We start from the raw sequence: 21,065 nt of genomic DNA on the forward strand, positions 1-21,065 counted from the left end.
CGCCCCACCACGACAGGACACCACCGCGAGCGTCCTCACATGGAGGCGATCAGACGTTCGACCCGCTCGTCCACGGATCGGAACGGGTCCTTGCACAGCACGGTGCGCTGCGCCTGATCGTTGAGCTTGAGATGCACCCAGTCCACGGTGAAGTCGCGCCCGGCGGCCTGCGCTGCCGCGATGAACTCGCCCCGGAGTTTCGCCCGGGTGGTCTGCGGCGGATTCTCCACCGCCTCGTCGATGGTCTCGTCCTCGGTGATCCGCTTGACCAGGCCCTTGCGCTGCAGGACGTCGAAGACGCCGCGGCCCCGCTTGATGTCGTGATACGCCAGATCCAGTTGCGCGATCTTGGGATCGGACAGCTCGAGGTCGTATCGGTCCTGGTACCGCTGGAAGAGCTTGCGCTTGATCACCCAGTCGACCTCGGTGTCGACCTTCGCGAAATCCTGGGCCTCCACGGCGTCGAGCATCCGTCCCCACAGGTCCACCACCTGCTCGACCTGTGCGTCCGGTTCCCGATTGCGCAGGTGCTCCACGGCGCGGGCGTGATACTCCCGCTGGATGTCGAGGGCACTCGCCTGACGACCCCCGGCGAGCCGCACCGGCCGGGCGCCCGTGGTGTCGTGGCTGACCTCGCGGATCGCCCGGATCGGGTTGTCGAGCGCGAAGTCGCGGAACGACACGCCCGCCTCGATCATCTCGAGGACCAGTGCCGCCGTCCCCACCTTGAGCATCGTGGTGGGCTCGGCCATGTTCGAATCGCCCACGATGACGTGCAGCCTGCGGTACTTCTCGGCATCCGCGTGCGGTTCGTCGCGGGTGTTGATGATGGGCCTCGACCGGGTCGTCGCGGACGAGACACCCTCCCAGATGTGCTCGGCACGCTGGGACAGGCAGAACATCGCCGCCTTCGGCGTCTGCAGCACCTTCCCGGCACCGCAGATGAGCTGGCGGGTGACCAGGAACGGCAGCAGCACGTCCGAGATCCGGGAGAACTCTCCCGCGCGTGCCACCAGGTAGTTCTCGTGGCAGCCGTACGAATTGCCGGCCGAGTCGGTGTTGTTCTTGAACAGATAGATGTCGCCGCCGATACCTTCCTCAGCGAGCCGCTGCTCGGCGTCGACGAGGAGTTCCTCCAGGACCCGCTCGCCCGCGCGGTCGTGATTGACCAGCTGCACGAGGCTGTCGCACTCGGCAGTCGCATACTCCGGGTGCGAGCCGACGTCGAGATACAGCCGGGCCCCGTTGCGGAGGAAGACGTTGGAACTGCGGCCCCAGGACACCACACGGCGGAACAGATACCGTGCGACCTCGTCCGGACTGAGCCGACGGTGACCGTGAAAGGTGCAGGTCACACCGAACTCGGTCTCGATACCCATGATTCGTCGCTGCACACCTCGACACTACAACGATGCGCCCACCGCGACCGCTGATAGCCGCGCGCGGCGGGCCGGTGCCTACGCTGACATCCGTGAACCGACACACCGCCCGCCTCCGTACCGCAGATCACGCACTCGCCGAACGGATCGCGGGTGTCGAACGGCCCACGGTGGACGCCGTGATGCGGCGGGCGAGCCGTCTCGCCGATCACGGGGCGCTGTGGTGGATCGTCGCCCTCCTGCTCGCCGCCACGGGCGGTCGGGCGCGGCGCGGCGCGGTCCGGGGACTGTTGTCCCTCGTCTTCGCGAGCGGGCTGACCAACGCGGTCCTCAAGCCCCTGCTCCCGCGTCGCCGGCCACCCGCCCGCCAGTGGAGCAATGTCCGGCGAGGGGTGCGGACGCCCCGTTCGTCCGCGTTCCCGTCCGGGCACAGTGCGTCCGCGTTCGCCTTCGCTACCGGAGTCGCCCTCGAGTCGCCCCTGGCAGGAGCCGCGGTGACGCCGCTCGCCGCGGCGGTCACCTACTCGCGGGTCCACAACGGCGTGCACTGGCCGAGCGACGTCGTCGCCGGCGCCGCGATCGGCACCGCGGTCGCGGCCGGAACCCGGCGGTGGTGGGCAGTCCGGTCGGACGAGCCTGCCGACGTCGGCCGGGACCGTCCGGCACCGGCCCTCGACCGCGGATCCGGAGTCGTGGTCTTCACCAATCGGGAATCCGGTACCGACGGCGCCGACATCGTCGCCGCGGTGACCGAGGCCCTGCCCGACGCGCGAATCGTCGAGTTCGACCCGGATCGCGATTTCGCGGCGCAGATCGACGAGGACGTGCGGCGCCACACACCCGCGGCGCTGGGCGTTGCCGGTGGCGACGGCACCGTCGTCGTCGTGGCCGCCGCGGCCGAACGGCACCGGCTGCCGTTGGCGGTCTTTCCCGGCGGGACGTTCAATCACTTCGCGCGGGACGTGGGTGCTGCGGAGGTGTCCGACACGGCGAGCGCGATCGAATCGGGCAGCACGGTGGCGGTGGATCGCGCGGAGGTCGTCACCGACGACGGCACCGCACACCCGTTCCTCAACACGGCAAGTCTCGGCGGCTACCCGGACGCGGTACGACTGCGGGAGAGATGGCAGCCGCGCCTGGGGAAATGGGTGGCCGCGGCGGCCGCGATGATCCGGGTGCTCGCCGCCGCGGAACCGCTGTCGGTGGCGATCGACGGCCGCCCGTTGCAAGTGTGGATGCTCTTCATCGGCAACGGCCGCTACTCCCCCGGCGACCAGGTTCCGATGTCGCGCCCCGCGATCACGGGCGGGCAACTCGACATACGTTGTCTGCGTGCCGACCGGCGCTGGTCCCGCCTGCGGCTGCTGTTCGCCGCGGCGACCGGCACCCTCGGCGAATCACGGGTCTACTCGCGGCAACTCGCGGAGACGGTGACCGTCCGGATCACCGGCCGGCACGTCGCGCTCGCCACGGACGGCGAGGTCGTCGACGACGCCCGCCACTTCGTGTTTCGCGCCTGCCCCGAAGCACTCACCGTGTACCGCCGCCCCACCCCCGGCTGATCCCCGCGCCCACCCCCATTGACGGATGAATGGCACGTTCATCGCCGCTGAGGCGATGAACGTGCCATTCATCCGGTGGAGATCAGGGTCGGTCAGCTGGTGGAATCAGGGGCCTCGGGGGCTCCGGGGGCCGAGTCGGAGTCACCGTTGCCGGCGGCACCGTCACCCTGCGCATCCGGATTCTTCGAGGCGGCCAGTTCCGGCAGCAGTTCCGAGAGCGCGACACCGGAGATCCGGCGGAACGCCCGCCGCGGACGGGACTGGTCGAGGACGGCTACTTCGAGAGCCCCGATCGGGCGACGCTCGGCGTCACCCGTACCCGCGTTCTGCAACGCGCCCACCGCGGTGGAGAGCGCCTCCTCGAGATCACGGCCGGGTCGGAACGTCTCCCGCATCGCGGTGGCGATGGGTTCCGTCGTCCCACCCATCACCACGAAGCTGGGCTCGTCGGTGATGGAACCGTCGTAGGAGATGCGGTACAGCTGGGTGTGCGGGGCGGAACCGAACCGACCCACCTCGGCGACACAGATCTCCACCTCGTACGGCTTGGGCTGCTCGGTGAAGATCGTGCCGAGCGTCTGCGCGTAGGCATTCGCGAGCGACCGCCCCGTCACGTCCCGCCGGTCGTAGGAGTAGCCACGCATGTCGGCGTGCACGATCCCGGCCCGGCGCAGGTTCTCGAACTCGTTGTACTTGCCGACCGCGGCGAAGCCGAGCCGGTCGTAGAGTTCGCTGACCTTGTGCAGCGCCGTCGACGGGTTCTCCGCGACGAACAACACCCCGTCCCGGTACGTGAGCACGATGACGCTGCGTCCGCGAGCGATGCCCTTGCGCGCCAACTCCGAGCGATCCCGCATGATCTGCTCGGCGGACGCGTAGTACGGCATGGTCATGCGTCGGTACCCCCTTCCTCGGAACGGTCCTCGATCACCGCGCGGGCGATTCGGGAGATCTCCTCGGCCGGCACGTGCGCCGCACCCTCGGCGGTGATGGTGACTGCGGTCGGGTAGATGCCCCGCCCGACGTCCGGCCCGCCCGTCGCGGAGTCGTCGTCCGCGGCGTCGTACAGCGATTCGACCGCCGCGCGCAGCGCGTCGTCCTGCTCTCCGTCCGGCGCGTAGAGCTTCTTGAGCGCGGACTTCGCGAACAGCGATCCGGAGCCGACGGCGTGGTATCCCGCCCGCTCCTCGTACCGTCCACCGACCACGTCGTAGGACACGATGCGTCCGGCCCGTGCGGCCTCCCGCGCGTCGACGTCGTAGCCGACGAGCAACGGCACGACCGCGAGGCCCTGCATGGCGGCAGCGAGGTTGCCACGCACCATCGAGGCCAGCCGGTTCGCCTTGCCGTCGAACGTGAGCTGGACGCCCTCGATCTTCTCGTAGTGTTCGAGCTCGACCGCGAACAGGCGCACCAACTCGATCGCCACTCCGGCGGTACCGGCGATGCCGGCGGCCGAGTAGTCGTCGGTGACGTACACCTTCTCCATATCGCGATTGGCGATCAGGTTGCCCTGGGTGGCCCGCCGGTCCCCGGCGATGAGGACGCCGCCGCGATAGGTGAGCGCGACGATGGTGGTCCCGTGCGGCGCCATGTCGGACGAGTCCATGAACTCACCCCTTCCCGACCCCGCATGCGAGGCGCCGTCGCGGCGACCCGGCAGCAGTTCCGGCGCGTGCCCCCGCAGGAATTCGGTGAACGACGACAGCGTGGACCCCAGGCCCCGAAGCATGTCCCCGTCGGTGATCCGCAGTCCCGGTTCCGCCGTCACTGGCCACCTTTCTGAACGTAGGCGCGCACGAAGTCCTCCGCGTTCTCCTCGAGAACGTCGTCGATCTCGTCGAGCAGGTCATCGGTGTCCTCGGCCAGCTTCTCGCGACGTTCCTGACCCGCGGCACCGTCGGCACCGGGGGTGTCGTCGTCCTCGCCGCCACCCGTGCGTGTGGTGTGCTCCTGCGCCATCGCCGACCTCCTTCTCCGAGGTGCCCGGTACGGGCTACCCGTCCTACCGAACGTCCTGCGCCACTCCGCGCTGCCGGACCTACCCCGGCCCGCCCGAAATGCCGTGCCGCTCGGACCTTCACCCTACCGAGAGGTGCCACCCCGTGTGTCGCGACGCGTCGGCGTGTTCGCCCACGGCAGAGCGAGGGAGCGTTCAGTTGGTGAGCTGCTCGACCAGTTCCGTCGCACTCTGCGCCGTCTCGAGGAGCTCACCGACGTGTGCCTTGCTGCCGCGCAGAGGCTCGAGGGTCGGGATGCGCACCAGTGAGTCCCCGCCGAGGTCGAAGATCACCGAATCCCAGCTGGCTGCGGCGATGTCGGCACCGAACTTCCGCAGGCACTCACCCCGGAAGTAGGCCCGGGTATCGGTCGGAGGGTTGCTCACCGCGTCGAGAACCTGCTGCTCGGTGACCAGACGCTGCATGGATCCGCGCGCGACGAGCCGGTTGTACAGGCCCTTGTCGAGTCGCACGTCCGAATACTGCAGATCCACCAGATGCAGCCGCGGCGCCGACCAGCCGAGGCCCTCGCGGTTGCGGAATCCCTCGAGAATCCGCAGCTTGGCGGGCCAGTCGAGGAGGTCGGAGCACTCCATCGGATCGCGTTCGAGCAGGTCCAGCACCATCGCCCACTTCTCCAGCACGTCGGTGACCCGCGGATCGTCGTCGCCCTGCGCCGAGACGAACTTCGCGACTCGATCGTGATAGATCCGCTGCAGCGCCAGTCCGGTCAGCTCCCGTCCGTCCGACAGCGCCACGGTCGCCCGCAGGGTCGGGTCGTGGCTGATGTGGTGCACGGCGGTGACCGGGCGTGCCAGCTGCAGATCGGTGAGGTCGACGCCCGCCTCGATCAGGTCGAGGACGAGCGCGGTGGTACCGACCTTGAGATAGGTCGCCATCTCGGCCAGGTTCGCATCACCGACGATCACGTGGAGGCGCCGGTACTTGTCGGCGTCCGCGTGCGGCTCGTCGCGAGTGTTGATGATCCCCCGCTTGAGAGTCGTCTCGAGGCCCACCTCGACCTCGATGTAGTCGGCGCGCTGAGACAGCTGGAAGCCCGCCTCGTCGCCGGACTGGCCGATCCCCACCCGACCGGACCCGCAGATGACCTGGCGGGACGCGAAGAACGGCGTCAACCCCGCGATGACGTCCGAGAAGGGGGTGTCCCGGCTCATCAGGTAGTTCTCGTGGGTGCCGTAGGACGCGCCCTTGCCGTCGACGTTGTTCTTGTAGAGCTGCAGCCGCGGGGCGCCGGGCACGCTGGACGCGTGCCGCGCCGCGGACTCCATGACCCGCTCGCCGGCCTTGTCCCAGATCACCGCGTCGAGCGGGTCGGTCACCTCGGGGGCGGAGTACTCCGGGTGCGCGTGGTCGACGTAGAGCCGCGCCCCGTTGGTGAGGATCATGTTCGCCGCACCGACCTCGTCGGCATCGATGACCGGCGCCGGTCCGCTCAGGCGCCCGAGATCGAAGCCGCGCGCATCGCGCAGCGGCGATTCCACCTCGTAGTCCCAGCGGGTTCGCTTGGCCCGCGGCACCCCCGCGGCCGCGGCGTAGGCGAGAACCGCCTGGGTGGACGTGAGAATCGGGTTCGCCGAGGGCTCGCTGGGCGAGGAGATCCCGTACTCGACCTCGATACCGATGATCCGCTGCATGACTGCGAGCCTAGGCGATCTCCCCCGCGGGCACGGTTCCGGCAGGTCCCCCGCACGCGCCACCGCCCGCCCCCACGGGACCGAATCTGCGGGCACGATCGCCGGGGCCCGCCTCTGGCAGGATCGAACGATGACGAGCGCCGCCCAGCCCGACGACGAGATCGTTGCGGTCTTCGACCAGGCGGGGAACCCGACCGGCGTCGCCGCCCGGTCCCGGGTGTACGCCGAGGGGCTCTGGCACGCGAGCGCCGGAGTTCTGCTCCGCTCGCCCGACGAGCGGATCTACGTGCATCGCCGCACCGACACCAAGGCCGTCTTCGCGGGGCATCACGACTGTCTCGCCGGTGGCGTCGTCGATCCGGGCGAGAGCCCGGAGGCCACGGCTCTTCGGGAGGTCGCCGAGGAACTCGGCGTCACCGGGGTCTCGCTCGCGGCGATCGCCCGGATCTCCTGGGACGGCAGCTGGAACGGTCGCCCGCTCCGCTGCCATCTCCATGCCTTCGAGACCAGGTGGGCGGGCCCACTCGTACACCAGCCCACCGAGATCGCCGACGGCTGGTGGTGGACCGAGCAGCAACTGCGCGATCATCTCGCCGATCCCGAGTGGCCGTTCGTGCCCGACAGTCGCATCCTCCTCGGCCACTATCTGCGCCTGTGACATCGGTCGTGGACGGCGGAAGGCCACGCTCCCCACACGGGAACGTGGCCTTCCGACCCGCTGTCGCCCACCGGAGTGGCGCGACGGCAGGTACCGACTACAGGTACTGACCGGTGTTGGACTCGGTGTCGATCGCTCGGCTGGCGCTGGCGTTCTTGCCGGTTACCAGCGTGCGGATGTAGACGATGCGTTCGCCCTTCTTCCCCGAGATCCGCGCCCAGTCGTCCGGGTTGGTGGTGTTGGGCAGGTCCTCGTTCTCGGAGAACTCGTCGACGATCGAGTCGAACAGGTGCTGGACCCGCAGGCCCGGGGCCCCGGTGTCGAGCACCGACTTGATCGCGTACTTCTTCGCCCGGTCCACGATGTTCTGGATCATCGCGCCGGAGTTGAAGTCCTTGAAGTACAGGACCTCCTTGTCGCCGTTCGCGTAGGTGACCTCCAGGAAGCGGTTGTCCTCGCTCTCGGCGTACATCCGGTCGACCACCCGCTCGATCATCGCCCGCACGCACAGCGTCCGGTCGCCGCCGAACTCCGCGAGGTCGTCGGCGTGGACCGGCAACGACTCGGTGAGGTACTTGGAGAAGATGTCCTGTGCCGATTCGGCGTCGGGCCGCTCGATCTTGATCTTCACGTCCAGGCGGCCGGGGCGCAGGATCGCGGGATCGATCATGTCCTCCCGGTTCGACGCGCCGATGACGATGACGTTCTCGAGACCCTCGACACCGTCGATCTCACTGAGCAGCTGCGGCACGACGGTGGTCTCCACGTCCGACGAGACCCCGGAACCGCGGGTGCGGAAGATCGAGTCCATCTCGTCGAAGAACACGATCACCGGCGTGCCCTCGGACGCCTTCTCCCGGGCCCGCTGGAAGATCAGCCGGATGTGCCGCTCCGTCTCGCCGACGAACTTGTTGAGCAGCTCGGGACCCTTGATGTTGAGGAAGTAGGACTTCGCTTCCTTGCTGTCCTGCCCGCGAACCTCGGCGATCTTCTTGGCCAGCGAGTTCGCCACCGCCTTCGCGATCAGCGTCTTGCCGCACCCCGGTGGCCCGTAGAGCAGCACGCCCTTCGGCGGCCGCAGCGAGTACTCGCGGAACAAGTCCTTGTGCAGGAACGGCAACTCGACGGCATCACGGATCTGTTCGATCTGACGTCCCAGACCACCGATGTCGTAGTAGTGGACGTCCGGAACCTCTTCGAGCACCAGGTCCTCGACCTCGGCCTTGGGGATACGTTCGAACGCGTATCCGGCCTTCGTGTCGACCAGCAGGGAGTCACCGGGACGCAGCTTGCGGGGCGCGTCCTCGTCGAGATCGAGCACCTTCTCGCTGCCGTCGCGGTGAGCGGCCGCGAGTGGCTCGGCGAGCCACACGATCCGCTCCTCGTCCGCATGACCGACGACGAGGGCGCGGTGACCGTCGTCGAGGACCTCGCGCAGACTGCTGATCTCGCCGACCCGCTCGAAACCGCCCGCCTCGACCACCGTCAACGCCTCGTTGAGCCGCACCGTCTGGCCCTGCTCGAGCGATTCGGACTCGATGTTCGGCGAGCAGGCGAGACGCATCTTGCGGCCCGAGGTGAAGACGTCGACCGTCTCGTCCTCGTGCACGGCCAGCAGCACCCCGTAACCGCTCGGAGGCTGACCGAGCCGGTCGACCTCCTCGCGCAACGCGAGCAACTGCTGGCGAGCTTCCTTCAGAGTGTCCATCAGCTTGGCGTTGCGAATGGACAGCGAGTCCACCCGCGATTCCAGCTCACGGACCTGCTCGGGTGATTCGGCGAGCTGCCGGCGCAGGGCCAGTGCCTCCGCTCGCAACGCCTCGAGCTCACGTGCTGCCGCAACCGGATCCGGGTTCTCTGTCGAGCTCATTGCGTCTCCTCCCAGTGAAGATCTATCCACGCTACCGGGAGGAACTCAAATGTGCTCGGGTGACACGAATTACCGTTCGCTGCTGCTCAATTCTTACCGGACCGGCGTTGCGGCTTGGGCGTGACGGTGCCCTCCGAGAGTCGGCGAGCACTCACCAGGAAGGCCGTGTGCCCCTGCATCCTGTGCTCGGGACGGACCGCGAGACCGACGACGTGCCACCCCCGCACGATGGATTCCCACGACCGTGGTTCGGTCCAGCATTCCTGCTCGCGCAGCGCCTCCACCACCCGGGAGAGTTGCGTCACGGTGGCCACGTAGACCATCAGCACACCCCCCGGTACCAGGGCTTTCGCCACGGCGGGCAGCGCATCCCAGGGTGCCAGCATGTCCAGGACGACCCGGTCCACCGGGCCGCCCTCGGATTCCGCGTCGAAGTCCGCGACGTTCCCGATCGTCAGATTCCAGTTGGCCGGGCGTTCGCCGAAGAACGTCTCGACATTGCGGACCGCATGCTCCGCGTGATCCTCGCGGATCTCGTAGGAGATCACCTGTCCCTGTGGCCCCACGGCTCGCAGCAGCGAACACGTCAGGGCACCCGAACCCGCCCCGGCCTCGAGCACCCGAGCGCCCGGGAACACATCTCCCTCGTGGACGATCTGGGCGGCGTCCTTGGGATAGATCACCTGCGCGCCGCGCGGCATCGACAGGACGTAGTCCACCAGCAGCGGCCGCAACGCCAGATAGGGCGTTCCGTTCGTCGACGTGACGACGCTGCCCTCGTCGGTACCGATCAGATCGTCGTGGAGGATGCCGCCGCGGTGGGTGTGGAATTCCTTGCCCGCTTCGAGGTGGACGGTGTATTTGCGTCCCTTGGCGTCCGTGAGTTGGACGCGATCGCCCACTCGAAACGGTCCGCTCGGTCGCGTTTCGCGCCCTTCCATCGTCCTCCGACTCCTCGACAAGCTCCGGTACCGGCCTGACCGTGCTGTCGGACCCGGTGCCTACCCTGCCAGGTGTGAGCATCGCCGAGTCGCATACCCCCGCGGAAACGGGGTCCCCGTCACACGCGCCCGGTGCCGCTGCGCCGTCCCGGCCTCTCGCGCTCTCGCCCTCGCGGGCCGAGGACTTCAAGCGCTGCCCCCTGCTGTATCGGCTGCGGGCCATCGACCGGATCCCCGAGGTGCCCACCCGCGCCCAGGTCCGGGGCACGTTGGTGCACGCCGTCCTGGAGGAACTGTTCGCGCTTCCGGCGCCCGACCGTCTCCTCTCGGCAGCGGAGGACCTCGTCCGCCCGGTGTGGGAGCGCATGGTCGCCGAGCGGCCCGAGTCGGCGGACCCGATCGGCGAGGACACCGAGTCGTTTCTCGGGGAGGCCCGCACACTGGTCGCGCGGTACTACACGCTGGAGGACCCGACGCGATTCGATGCCGACGTCTGCGAGGAACGCCTGGAGCTCGAGCTCGACGGCGGGCTTCGGCTACGCGGAGTCGCCGACCGCATCGACGTCGCGACCACCGGGGAGGTACGCGTCGTCGACTACAAGACCGGACGGGTCCCCGGCGAGAAGTCGGAGGCGACGGCGCTCTTCCAGATGAAGTTCTACGCACTCATGCTGTTGCATCTGCGCGGGCGGGTGCCGGAGCAGCTGCGGCTCCTCTACCTCGCCTCGGGGGCCGTCCTCACGTACACGCCGGATGCGGCGGAGCTGCACCGCTTCCAGCGCACGCTCGCGGCGATGTGGGACGCGATCACCACCGCGGGGGCCACGGGAGACTTCCCGGCACGGCCGGGCAGACTGTGCTCGTGGTGCGACCACCGCGCGCTGTGTCCGGCGTTCGGTGGCACCGTCCCGCCGTATCCGGGCTGGCCGGTCGTACCCACCGAGAACGCAGCACCGAACGGGTCGAACGAGGAGAGATGAATGAGTGACGGGTCCCCGCACACGCCGGACGCGTACTACCTGCCGGTTCCGGGTGGCGAACCCGGTGTCGAGCGGTTCGCCGGCACGTCCGCCACCGTGAGCGTCTGGGCCGACACCATGCAGCACGGTGCACCGCCGTCGGGCCTGCTGGTACGGGCACTCGAACGGCTCGGCGCTCGTCCCGACGCCAGGCTCACCCGGGTCGCCATCGACATCCTCGGCCCCATCCCCGTCGCCGAACTCGACGTCCGCACTCGCGTCGAACGACCCGGACGCAACGTCGAGCTGGTCGTCGCCGAACTCTGGACGACCGGCGACGACGCGCGCGCGGTCGCCCGTGCCTCGGGGTGGCGAATGACGACGGTGGACACCGCGTCGGCCGAGCACACCGTCGATCCCCCGCTCGAGCCTGTCGCCGACGCGCACGTCGCCGAGTCGATGGACGAGTTCTGGCAGGTCGGCTACCTCCAGAGCCTGGACTGGCGCTGGCTGGCCGAGATCGGCTGTACCGGACCCGGGAAGGTGTGGGCCCGGCCGCTGCCGGCACTGGTCGCGGGCGAGGACATGTCGCCGCTCCAACGGTTGTTCTCCGTCGCCGACATCGCCAACGGTGTCGGAGCGAAGCTTCACCCGTCCGAATGGACGTTCCTCAACACCGACCTGACCGTGCACGTGTTCCGGGTCCCGGAAGGCGAGTGGATCGGTGTCAGCGCCGAGACGTCCACGGGCACGGACGGGGTCGGCATGTGTGCGGGGGTGCTGTACGACGAGAAGGGCGCCGTCGGCCGCATCGCCCAGACCGTCCAGATCCGCCGCCGCTAGGGGTCAGCTCGCGCGCTCCGCTCCCCCCACTCCATCGGATGAATGGCACTGTCCTCGCCTCGAGGGCGATGACAGTGCCATTCATCCGGCCGGGCCCAGTCGGTACCCGGGGGGCGGCGGGCGTCAGAGCGCGCCGGTGTCAGAGCGAGCCGGTGTCAGAGAGCGCGACAGGACCTGATGTTGGACGCCAGGATGGCCTTCGCGCCCAGCGTCGCGAGGGCGTCCATCACGTCGTTGTGCCCCTTCAGCGGGACCATCGCGCGCACCGCGACCCAGTTCTCGTCGGCCAGCGGCGAGAGCGTCGGCGACTCGATGCCCGGCGTGACGGTGATGGCCTGGTCCAGAATCGCCTTCGGGCAGTCGTAGTCGAGCATGACGTTCTGCTGGGCGAACACGATGCCCCGCACCCGCTCGACCAGCTGGTTGCGCGCCGCGTCCTCGGGCGCTCCTGCCTGCTCGATGAGCACACCCTCCGAATCGCACAGCACGTCGCCGAACGGCACCAGGTCGTGCTGGCGCAGGGTGCGCCCGGAACCGACGACATCGGCGATCGCATCGGCGACTCCGAGCTGGATCGAGATCTCGACGGCACCGTCCAGCCGGATCACCGAGGCCTCGATACCGCGTGCGGCGAGGTCGTCACGGACCAGATTCGGGTAGGACGTGGCGATGCGCAGGCCGGCGAGGTCCTCGACGGACCAGTCGCGACCGGCGGGCGCCGCATAGCGGAAGGTGGAGCGGCCGAAACCGAGCGAGAGCCGCTCGTCGACCGGGGCCTGTGAGTCACGGGCGAGGTCGCGGCCGGTGATGCCGAGGTCGAGTTCGCCGGACCCGACGTAGATCGCGATGTCCTTGGGACGCAGGAAGAAGAACTCCACCTGGTTCGACGGGTCGAGAACGGTGAGGTCACGGGAATCGGTGCGGCGGCGGTATCCGGCCTCGCTGAGGATCTCGGCGGCCGAGGTGGAGAGGGCACCTTTGTTGGGGACTGCAACGCGCAGCATGGGGGTGGGTCCTTTCGGGAGCGGGGGATCGTCGATGTCTGTGGTCACTCGGGATCACAGATGTCGGTAGACGTCCTGGAGAGTCAGTCCCCTACCCACCATCAGCACCTGCACCCAGTACAGGAGCTGGGAGATCTCCTCGGCGAGCGCGTCGTCGGTCTCGTGTTCGGCGGCGATCCATACCTCGCCGGCCTCCTCGAGGACCTTCTTGCCCTGTGCGTGGACGCCGGAGTCCAACGCGGCAACAGTGCCGGAACCCTCGGGACGGGTGGCAGCACGTTCGGTCAGCTCGGCGAACAGCGATTCGAAGGTCTTCACGGGGCACCATTGTTTCACGACGTCCCGCCGCCGGGGTAATCAGTATCTCCGTACCCGGCCGCGCCCTACCGAGCCACCGGATCTGCCTGATTCCCTCCGTCGGTTCCCTCGTCGTCCGATACTGGACCTCACGGATCCGCACAGCCGGATCCTCGGCTGCCCGGGAGCCCTGGCATGAGTGTCTTCGTCGCTGTCCTCGCGATCATCGGCGCGCTGGTCCACACCGTGCGGAGCCGGTCACGACCGCGCTCCCCAGCAACGGTGGTGGACATCTTCCTCGCCTGGTGGCTCGTCGTCGCGGTGGGTGCCGGCGGCATCATCGGCGCCGCCTACCACGTGTTCGACGGCCCGGCGATCGCCGAGTCGATCGGCTACACCCGCGGCGACGGCGGGTTCCAGTTCGAGAACGCGATGGGCGATCTGGCCCTCGGAGTGCTCGGCGTCCTGTGTGTGCGATTCCGTGGGTATTTCTGGCTCGCGACGATCATCGCCCTGACCATCCAGTACTGGGGTGACGCCGGCGGTCACCTCTACTTCTGGATCGCGCAGGACAACACCAAGCCGGACAACATCGGCGCCCCACTCGTCGCGGACATCCTGCTGCCGATCGTCGCCTGGGCGTTGTATCTGATATCGGTGCGCCGCGGCGGAGCCGCAAGACAACCGAGCGGCGGAGCCGCTCAGCAGCCCAGCGGCGGGGCCGGACAGCCGGACTCACCAGTTCAGGGTCCGTGAGGACCGGAAGTCCCGCTCCCGCCCGGTCACCGGGTCGGTGAAGGCCAGCCGGCGTGCCAGCAATTGCAGCGGGTCCGTGAACTCGTTCCCGGGAACGCGCCGGAACCGCGGGTAGAAGTTGTCTCCCTCGATCGGGAGCCCCAGCGAGCACAGGTGCAACCGCAGCTGGTGTGTGCGGCCGGTTTCGGGGATCAGTCGGTAGCGTCCGCGGCCGGCGCGATGCTCGACGAGTTCGATCCGTGTCTCGCTGTTGGGCTCTCCGGGTTCCTCGCGGCCCGTGAGCACCCCGTGTTCCTTGACGATGCGGCTGCGCACCGTGCGGGGGAACGCGACCGACGGGTCGTGGGGCGCGATCGCCTCGTACTCCTTGTGCACCTGACGGGACGCGAACAGTTCCTGATACGGACGCCGGTGTTCGGGGCGGACCACGAAGACGATCACCCCGGCGGTCATCCGGTCGAGTCGGTGCGCGGGTACGAGGTCGGGCAGGTCGAGATCCCGGCGCAGCCGCACCAAGGCTGTCTCCAGCACGTGCGCACCGCGCGGGATGGTGGCGAGGAAGTGCGGCTTGTCGGCCACCACGAGGGTCTCGTCGCGGTGGATCACCCCGACGGGGAACGGAACCGGCACCTCCGGCGGAGGCTGCCGGTAGAAGTACACGAACCGGGTCGGCATGTACCGGGTGTCGCGGTCCACGGCACGTCCGTGCTCGTCCACGATCTCGCCGTTGTCGATCCGGGCGAGCCACTCGTCCCGGGCGTCCGGGAACGTGGCGAGCAGGAACTCGGTGACGGTGTCGGGGACGCCGGCCTCCTGCCCGGCCGCGGGCATCCGGATCCGGTCCGGTCCGAGCCCACCGCGAACCGGTAGCGGCGCACGCCCCACGTCAGCCGTCGCAGGACGCGCAGGTCAGGACCAGGCGCCGGTCGTCGTCGGGGTCGTTGCGGTAGGTCGAGGTCGGGGCGCCGCAGTGCGCGCATGCACCGAGCGTCACCGCGTCGGGCGAGAACTCGACGTGCATCCTCCGGTCGAACACGTAGAGGGACCCTTCCCAGAGCCCGCGGTCCCCGAAGGTCTCCCCGTAGCGCACGATTCCACCGTCGAGCTGGTACACCTCACCGAACCCCCGCGACCGCATCAGTGCCGAGAGCACCTCGCAGCGCACACCCCCCGTGCAGTAGGTGACCACCGCCTTGTCCTTGAGGTGGTCGTATCGGCCGCTGTCCAGTTCGTCCACGAAGTCCCTCGTGGTCCGCACGTCCGGCACCACGGCGCCACGGAAGCGGCCGATCTCCGCCTCGAAGGCATTGCGGCCGTCGAAGAACACCACGTCGTCACCGCGCTCGTCGACCAACTCGTGAACCTGTGCCGGAGCGAGCGGGACTCCCCCGCCGACGACGCCCGACTCGTCCACCTTCAGTTCGTCCGAGGCACCGAACGTGACGATCTCGGGCCGCACCTTCACGCTCAGTCGAGGAAAGTCGTCGCGGCCGCCGTCCGACCACTTGACGTCGGCCCCCGTGAACGCCGGGTAGCTGCGGGTACCGCGCACGTATCGTTTGACCGCCCCGATCTCACCGCCGACCGTGGCATTGATCCCGTGCTCGGACACGAGGATGCGTCCGCGCAGGCCGTTCGCCTCGGCCAGGGTCTGCTGCCAGAGACGGATCGCCTCCGGGTCCGCGAGCGGGGTGAACACGTAGAACAACACGATCTTCGAGACGGCCACGACGGAACAGGCTACCGAGATCGCGCCGTCAGACCCGGGTGTACCCCCAGGCGGCCTCGAGATCGCTCACGGTGACCCCCTCCAGGGACGCACGGAACACCCGTCCGGCGCCTTCCGGGACCTCGATCTCGCTCGGCACCACGAGGACGGTGCATCCGGCCGCGACGGCCGCTTTCGTCCCGGTCGGAGAATCCTCCACGGCCAGGCACCGGCGCGGATCGACACCCAGCAACTCCGCTCCCCGCAGGTACGGGTCGGGGGCCGGCTTGCCACTGGGAACCTCGTCGCCGCACACCGAGACGTCGAAGAAGTCGCGGCCGAGGACGTCGAGTGCGGGTTCGGTGAGCCGACGTTCGGTATTGGTCACCAGTGCTGCGGCCAGCCCGGCGTCGCGCACCACCTGGAGCGTCTCTCGCGCTCCCGGCCTCCACTCCAGACCGTCACCGAACAGTTCCTCGACGCGGACGTACATCCACTCCTTCGCCTCGGCCAGTGCCTCCGGCTCGTGGGCGAGGCCCAACGAGTCGAAGATCACCTGCAGCGCGCCGTCGCTGGAAGCGCCGATCGTCGCCCGCCTGGTCTGTTCGCTCATCGGGCCGCCGAGACGGAGCGAGAGCTCCCGGACGGCCACGTCCCAGTGCTTCTCCGAATCGAGCAGGGTCCCGTCCATGTCCCAGAGGACGGCACGCAACCCGGAATCGGGCAGTGCGGAATCGAGCGATGCGGAATCGAGCGATGCGGAATCGAGCGATGCGGAATCGGGCAGTGCGGAATCAGACATTGAAGTACTTCGCTTCCGGATGGTGCAGGACGAACGCATCCGTCGACTGTTCGGGGTGCAACTGCAGTTCTTCCGAGAGTTTGACGCCGATCCGTTCCGGTTCGAGCATCGCGACCAGCTTGACCCGGTCCTCGAGATCCGGGCACGCGCCGTATCCGAACGAGTACCGCGCGCCCCGGTAGCCGAGGTCGAAGTACTCGGAGACGTCGGACGGATCCTGGACGGCGAGACTGTCTCCGCCGGGCAGGGTGAGTTCCTCACGTACCCGGCGATGCCAGTACTCGGCCAGCGCCTCGGTGAGTTGCACGCCGATGCCGTGGACCTCGAGGTAGTCGCGGTAGGCATCGGCGGCGAACAGGTCGTTCGCGAAATCGGCGATCGGTTGTCCCATGGTGACGAGCTGCATCGGCAACACGTCCACGCGCCCCGACTCCCGCGCCGCGGCGCGGGAGCGTACGAAGTCCGCGATGCACAGGAAGCGGTCCCGCTGCTGGCGCGGGAAGGTGAACCGGAACCGCTCCGAACCGTCCGCGGACGGTTCGTCGAGCACGATCAGGTCGTCGCCCTCGGACACGACGGGGAAGTAGCCGTACACGATCGCCGCGTGGGCGAGCACGCCCTCGGTGGCCAATCGGTCGATCCAGTACCGCAGCCGCGGACGGCCTTCCGACTCGACGAGTTCCTCGTAGGACGGGCCGTCTCCCTTGCGTTGCCCGCGCAGCCCCCACTGGCCGAGGAACAGGGCCCGCTCGTCGAGGAACTCCATGTATTCGGACACCGAGACGCCCTTGACGATGCGGGTGCCCCAGAACGGGGGTTCGGGGACCTCGACGTCGGCGGCGACATCCGAGCGCTCGGGAACCACGACCGGCGCCTGCGCGGCCTTGCGCTTCTCCGCGATGCGCTTGGATCGTTCGTGCCTGGCCTTGCGTTCGGCTGCCTTCTCCCGGGCCGCGATCGCCTCGGGGCTGTCCGGATCGGGGCCCTCGCCGCGCTTGGTCGCCATGATCTCGTCCATCAGGCGCAGGCCCTCGAAAGCGTCGCGGGCGTAGCTCACTTCGCCCTCGTACACCTCGGAGAGGTCGTTCTCGACATATGAGCGGGTCAGTGCCGCGCCGCCGAGCAGGACCGGGAAGCTCTCGGCGACACCGCGCGTGTTCAGCTCCTGGAGGTTCTCCTTCATGACGACGGTCGACTTCACGAGCAGGCCCGACATGCCGATGACGTCTGCCCGCTGTTCGACCGCGGCGTCGAGGATGGTGGCGATCGGCTGCTTGATACCGAGATTGACGACGTCGTACCCGTTGTTGCTCAAGATGATGTCGACGAGGTTCTTGCCGATGTCGTGGACGTCGCCCTTGACCGTCGCCAGGACGATCCTGCCCTTGCCGTCCTCGTCGGTCGCTTCCATGTGCGGTTCGAGGTAGGCGACGGCGGTCTTCATCACCTCGGCGGACTGCAACACGAACGGCAGCTGCATCTGTCCCGAACCGAACAGTTCCCCGACCGTCTTCATGCCGGACAGCAGGGTCTCGTTGATGATCTGCAGCGGTGGCTTCTGCGCCATCGCCTCCGTCAGGTCCTCCTCCAGACCGGCGCGTTCACCGTCGACGATGCGGCGCTCGAGCCGCTCGAACAGCGGTAGTGCCGCGAGTTCCTGCGCACGCGACTCGCGGGCCGAGGCCGCGGAGACGCCCTCGAACAGCTGCATCAGCTTCTGCAGCGGGTCGTAGCCCTCGCGGCGACGGTCGTAGACGAGATCGAGCGCGACCTCCCGCTGCTCGTCCGGGATCCTCGCCATCGGCAGGATCTTGGAGGCGTGGACGATGGCCGTGTCCAGGCCTGCCTCGGTGGCCTCGTGCAGGAACACCGAGTTCAGCACCTGGCGGGCGGCAGGGTTGAGCCCGAACGAAATATTCGACACACCGAGGGTGAAATGAATACGGGGGTAGCGCCGCTTGAGCTCCCGGATGGCCTCGATCGTCTCGATGCCGTCCCGCCGCACCTCTTCCTGCCCGGTCGAGATCGGGAAGGTCAGGGTGTCGAGGATGATGTCGGATTCGTCCAGCCCCCAGTTTCCGACGATGTCCTCGACCAGCCGGACCGCGATCCGCACCTTGTCCTCGGCGGTGCGGGCCTGGCCCTCCTCGTCGATGGTCAGTGCCACCACGGCCGCGCCGTGATCCTTCACCAAGCGCATGATGCGCTGGAACCGGGAGCCCGGCCCGTCGCCGTCCTCGTAGTTGACGGAGTTGACCGCGGACCGGCCGCCGAGATGTTCGAGGCCGGCCTCCAGGACCGCGGGTTCCGTGGAATCCAGCATGACCGGCAGGGTCGACGCCGTCGCGAAGCGGCTCGCGAGTGCGGACATGTCGGCGGCACCGTCGCGTCCGACGTAGTCGACGTTGAGATCGAGCATGTGCGCGCCGTCGCGGGTCTGTTCCTTCGCGATGTCGAGGCACTTCTGGTAGTCCTCGGCGATCATCGCCTCCCGGAACGCCTTGGACCCGTTCGAGTTGGTGCGCTCGCCGATCATCAGGATGCTCGCGTCCTGGTCGAACGGCACGGCCGTGTACAGCGACGACGTCGACGATTCGCCCCTCGGGTCGCGCTTGGCCGGAGTGGTGTCGGCCACGGCGGCGGCCACCTGACGGATGTGTTCGGGTGTGGTGCCGCAGCAGCCGCCGACGAGTGCCAGCCCGTATTCGGAGACGAACCCGCTGAGAGCGACGGCCAGTTCCTCCGCGGTGAGCGGGTACTCGGCCCCGTTCGGTCCGAGCTGTGGCAGACCGGCGTTGGGCATCACCGAGACCGGCAGCGCCGAATGCTTGGAGAGGTGCCGGAGGTGCTCACTCATCTCGTCCGGCCCGGTCGCGCAGTTGAGCCCGATCAGGTCGACGCCGAGTGGCTCGATCGCGGTGAGTGCCGCTCCGATCTCGCTTCCGAGCAGCATCGTGCCGGTGGTCTCCACCGTGACGTGGGTGATGATGGGCAGGCGCAGGCCGAGGGCCTCCATCGCCGCCTTGCTGCCCAGGATCGCGGCCTTCACCTGGAGCAGGTCCTGGCACGTTTCGACGAGGATGGCGTCGGCACCGCCGTCGATCATGCCCTTCGCCGATTCCTCGTAGGCGTCACGCAGCTGCGCGAAGGGGGCATGGCCGAGGGTGGGGAGCTTCGTTCCCGGCCCCATCGACCCGAGCACGAGCCGCGGGATGCCGTCCGCGCCCGGCCCCATCTCGTCCGCGACCTCACGAGCCAGCCGCGTGCCCTTCTCCGACAGATCACGGATCCGGTCCGCGATGTCGTAGTCGGCCAGGTTGGGGAGATTGCAGCCGAACGTGTTGGTCTCCACCGCGTCGGCGCCCGCTTCGAAGTAGGCGCGGTGAATCGAACGCAGCACGTCGGGCCGGGTGTCGTTCAGTATCTCGTTGCAACCCTCGAGCCCCAGGAAGTCGTCGAGCGTGAGGTCGGCGTCCTGCAACATGGTGCCCATGGCTCCGTCGCCGATGACAACGCGCCGTTTCAGCGCATCGAGCAAGACCGAGTTCAGCGGGGCAGACATGCACACCAGAGTAGTGGGCGCTCCGACAACACCTGGCCGTAGGCTGGGCGGGTGAGTTCCTCAGAGTTTCCGACGTCGTCCCCGCCGGGTGGTGACAGCACCTCGGTGCCTGCTGCCGGCGTCACCGAGTCCGGCACCGAGGACGAGTTCCCGACGTTGCGCCGCCCGGTGCTCGTCGCCGCGTTCGAGGGCTGGAACGACGCGGGCGACGCCGCGAGCGGCGCGGTCGAACATCTCGAGCTGACTTGGGACGCACAGCCGTTGGCCGAACTGGACTCCGAGGACTACTACGACTACCAGGTCAATCGGCCGACCGTCCGCCAGGTGAAGGGTGTCACCCGGGAGATCGTCTGGCCCACCACCCGCCTGTCGGTTTGCTCACCCCCCGCCGCAACTCGTGACATCGTCCTGCTGCGCGGCATCGAACCGAACATGCGCTGGCGCAGATTCTGCGCAGATGTGATCGAACTCATCGAGCAGCTGGAGATCGAGACGGTCGTGATCCTGGGCGCACTCCTCGCCGACACCCCACACACACGACCGGTCCCGGTGACGGGCTCCGCGTACAGCAGTGAGGCCGCCGAGCAGTTCCACCTCGAGCAGAGCCGGTACGAGGGCCCCACCGGAATCACCGGAGTCCTCCAGGACGAGCTGGTCCGTGCCGGGATACCGTCGATCTCCTTCTGGGCGGCGGTCCCGCACTACATCGCGCAACCGCCCAACCCCAAAGCGACCATGGCACTTCTCCAGCGCGTCGAGGACGTGCTCGATCTCGAGGTCCCACTGGGCGAGCTTCCCGCGCAGTCGGAGGACTGGGAGGAGGCAGTGACGGAGATGACGTCCGAGGACGAGGACATCGGCGACTACGTCCGGTCCCTCGAGGAACGTGGGGACGCGGAGGCGGACATCTCCGATGTCATCGCCAAGATCGACGGCGACGCCATTGCAGCCGAGTTCGAGAAGTACCTGCGCCGCCGCGGCCCGGGCAGTTTCGGCGCCTGACCGGGGGCGCCCGCGTCCCCGCGCCGACACGCCCGGACCGACACCCGAATACTCACGCGTCACACAG

General features: G+C 68.5%; 19 protein-coding genes. 6 read left to right on the forward strand and 13 right to left on the reverse strand.

Annotated features, from left to right (window positions below):
- Window positions 1–35: 35 nt before the first annotated feature.
- Window positions 36–1,394 carry a Pup--protein ligase gene (gene pafA / locus G4H71_RS21845; RefSeq protein ID WP_185280471.1) on the reverse strand — a complete coding sequence of 453 codons (1,359 nt, stop codon included), beginning with the start codon at window positions 1,392–1,394 and terminating at the stop codon, window positions 36–38.
- 17 nt (window positions 1,395–1,411) lie between these two features.
- On the opposite strand from pafA, the gene G4H71_RS21850 reads away from it, so the two are divergent.
- The gene (locus tag G4H71_RS21850) at window positions 1,412–2,941 is read left to right on the forward strand and encodes a bifunctional phosphatase PAP2/diacylglycerol kinase family protein (RefSeq protein ID WP_072739082.1); all 1,530 of its coding nucleotides are present in this window, start codon (window positions 1,412–1,414) and stop codon (window positions 2,939–2,941) included.
- 92 nt (window positions 2,942–3,033) lie between these two features.
- Here the strand turns inward: G4H71_RS21850 and prcA are convergent, their stop codons facing one another.
- From prcA to dop, 4 genes are all read right to left on the reverse strand, one after another.
- Window positions 3,034–3,834 (reverse strand): proteasome subunit alpha, encoded by an 801-nt coding sequence (gene prcA / locus G4H71_RS21855; RefSeq protein ID WP_072739081.1) that lies wholly within the window; start codon window positions 3,832–3,834, stop codon window positions 3,034–3,036.
- Window positions 3,831–4,712 (reverse strand): proteasome subunit beta, encoded by an 882-nt coding sequence (prcB, locus tag G4H71_RS21860; RefSeq protein WP_371842719.1) that lies wholly within the window; start codon window positions 4,710–4,712, stop codon window positions 3,831–3,833. Before prcB ends, prcA begins: the two co-directional genes overlap by 4 nt.
- A complete protein-coding gene (locus G4H71_RS21865) occupies window positions 4,709–4,903 on the reverse strand; it encodes a ubiquitin-like protein Pup (protein WP_072739080.1) in 195 nt (64 codons plus the stop codon). Before G4H71_RS21865 ends, prcB begins: the two co-directional genes overlap by 4 nt.
- Window positions 4,904–5,096: 193 nt before the next feature.
- Entirely contained in the window at window positions 5,097–6,596 is a 1,500-nt protein-coding gene (gene dop / locus G4H71_RS21870; RefSeq protein WP_072739078.1) for a depupylase/deamidase Dop, read from the reverse strand.
- 130 nt (window positions 6,597–6,726) lie between these two features.
- Here dop and G4H71_RS21875 point away from each other — a divergent pair, with 130 nt between their 5' ends.
- Window positions 6,727–7,254, forward strand: coding sequence for an NUDIX hydrolase (locus G4H71_RS21875; RefSeq protein ID WP_072739076.1), 528 nt, complete (start codon window positions 6,727–6,729; stop codon window positions 7,252–7,254).
- A gap of 97 nt (window positions 7,255–7,351) precedes the next feature.
- On the opposite strand, the gene arc is transcribed toward G4H71_RS21875, so the two are convergent.
- Window positions 7,352–9,124: a proteasome ATPase gene (gene arc / locus G4H71_RS21880; RefSeq protein ID WP_072739075.1), complete on the reverse strand. Its 1,773-nt coding sequence runs from the start codon at window positions 9,122–9,124 to the stop codon at window positions 7,352–7,354.
- An 86-nt stretch (window positions 9,125–9,210) separates the two neighbouring features.
- On the reverse strand, window positions 9,211–10,065 hold the full coding sequence (locus G4H71_RS21885) for a tRNA (adenine-N1)-methyltransferase (protein WP_072739074.1): 855 nt from the start codon (window positions 10,063–10,065) through the stop codon (window positions 9,211–9,213).
- 74 nt (window positions 10,066–10,139) lie between these two features.
- Here G4H71_RS21885 and G4H71_RS21890 point away from each other — a divergent pair, with 74 nt between their 5' ends.
- Together G4H71_RS21890 and G4H71_RS21895 are read left to right on the forward strand one after the other, a co-directional pair.
- Window positions 10,140–11,045 carry a RecB family exonuclease gene (locus G4H71_RS21890; RefSeq protein ID WP_072739144.1) on the forward strand — a complete coding sequence of 302 codons (906 nt, stop codon included), beginning with the start codon at window positions 10,140–10,142 and terminating at the stop codon, window positions 11,043–11,045.
- Entirely contained in the window at window positions 11,046–11,867 is an 822-nt protein-coding gene (locus G4H71_RS21895; RefSeq protein WP_072739073.1) for a thioesterase family protein, read from the forward strand.
- Window positions 11,868–12,022: 155 nt separating this feature from the next.
- Here the strand turns inward: G4H71_RS21895 and hisG are convergent, their stop codons facing one another.
- Window positions 12,023–12,871, reverse strand: coding sequence for an ATP phosphoribosyltransferase (gene hisG, locus G4H71_RS21900; RefSeq protein WP_072739072.1), 849 nt, complete (start codon window positions 12,869–12,871; stop codon window positions 12,023–12,025).
- Between the two features lie 54 nt (window positions 12,872–12,925).
- Window positions 12,926–13,207, reverse strand: a complete 282-nt coding sequence (locus G4H71_RS21905; RefSeq protein ID WP_174561877.1) for a phosphoribosyl-ATP diphosphatase — start codon at window positions 13,205–13,207, stop codon at window positions 12,926–12,928.
- Between the two features lie 156 nt (window positions 13,208–13,363).
- Between G4H71_RS21905 and G4H71_RS21910 the strand changes: the two genes are divergently transcribed.
- The gene (locus tag G4H71_RS21910) at window positions 13,364–13,924 is read left to right on the forward strand and encodes a DUF6790 family protein (RefSeq protein WP_072739070.1); all 561 of its coding nucleotides are present in this window, start codon (window positions 13,364–13,366) and stop codon (window positions 13,922–13,924) included.
- On the opposite strand, the gene G4H71_RS21915 is transcribed toward G4H71_RS21910, so the two are convergent.
- From G4H71_RS21915 to metH, 4 genes are all read right to left on the reverse strand, one after another.
- On the reverse strand, window positions 13,904–14,809 hold the full coding sequence (locus tag G4H71_RS21915; RefSeq protein WP_139183318.1) for a pseudouridine synthase: 906 nt from the start codon (window positions 14,807–14,809) through the stop codon (window positions 13,904–13,906). The genes G4H71_RS21910 and G4H71_RS21915 overlap by 21 nt on opposite strands.
- Before the next feature lies 1 nt (window position 14,810).
- Complete coding sequence (gene trhO, locus G4H71_RS21920; RefSeq protein ID WP_072739068.1) at window positions 14,811–15,653, reverse strand: oxygen-dependent tRNA uridine(34) hydroxylase TrhO; 843 nt, start codon at window positions 15,651–15,653, stop codon at window positions 14,811–14,813.
- Between the two features lie 28 nt (window positions 15,654–15,681).
- The gene (locus G4H71_RS21925) at window positions 15,682–16,359 is read right to left on the reverse strand and encodes an HAD family hydrolase (protein WP_072739143.1); all 678 of its coding nucleotides are present in this window, start codon (window positions 16,357–16,359) and stop codon (window positions 15,682–15,684) included.
- Window positions 16,360–16,426: 67 nt separating this feature from the next.
- Window positions 16,427–19,996 carry a methionine synthase gene (gene metH, locus G4H71_RS21930; RefSeq protein ID WP_072739067.1) on the reverse strand — a complete coding sequence of 1,190 codons (3,570 nt, stop codon included), beginning with the start codon at window positions 19,994–19,996 and terminating at the stop codon, window positions 16,427–16,429.
- 51 nt (window positions 19,997–20,047) lie between these two features.
- Between metH and G4H71_RS21935 the strand changes: the two genes are divergently transcribed.
- Complete coding sequence (locus G4H71_RS21935; protein ID WP_072739066.1) at window positions 20,048–20,998, forward strand: PAC2 family protein; 951 nt, start codon at window positions 20,048–20,050, stop codon at window positions 20,996–20,998.
- Window positions 20,999–21,065 lie beyond the last annotated feature (67 nt).

The sequence above is a fragment of the Rhodococcus triatomae genome (assembly GCF_014217785.1).
Classification (GTDB): Bacteria; Actinomycetota; Actinomycetes; order Mycobacteriales; family Mycobacteriaceae; genus Rhodococcus_F; species Rhodococcus_F triatomae.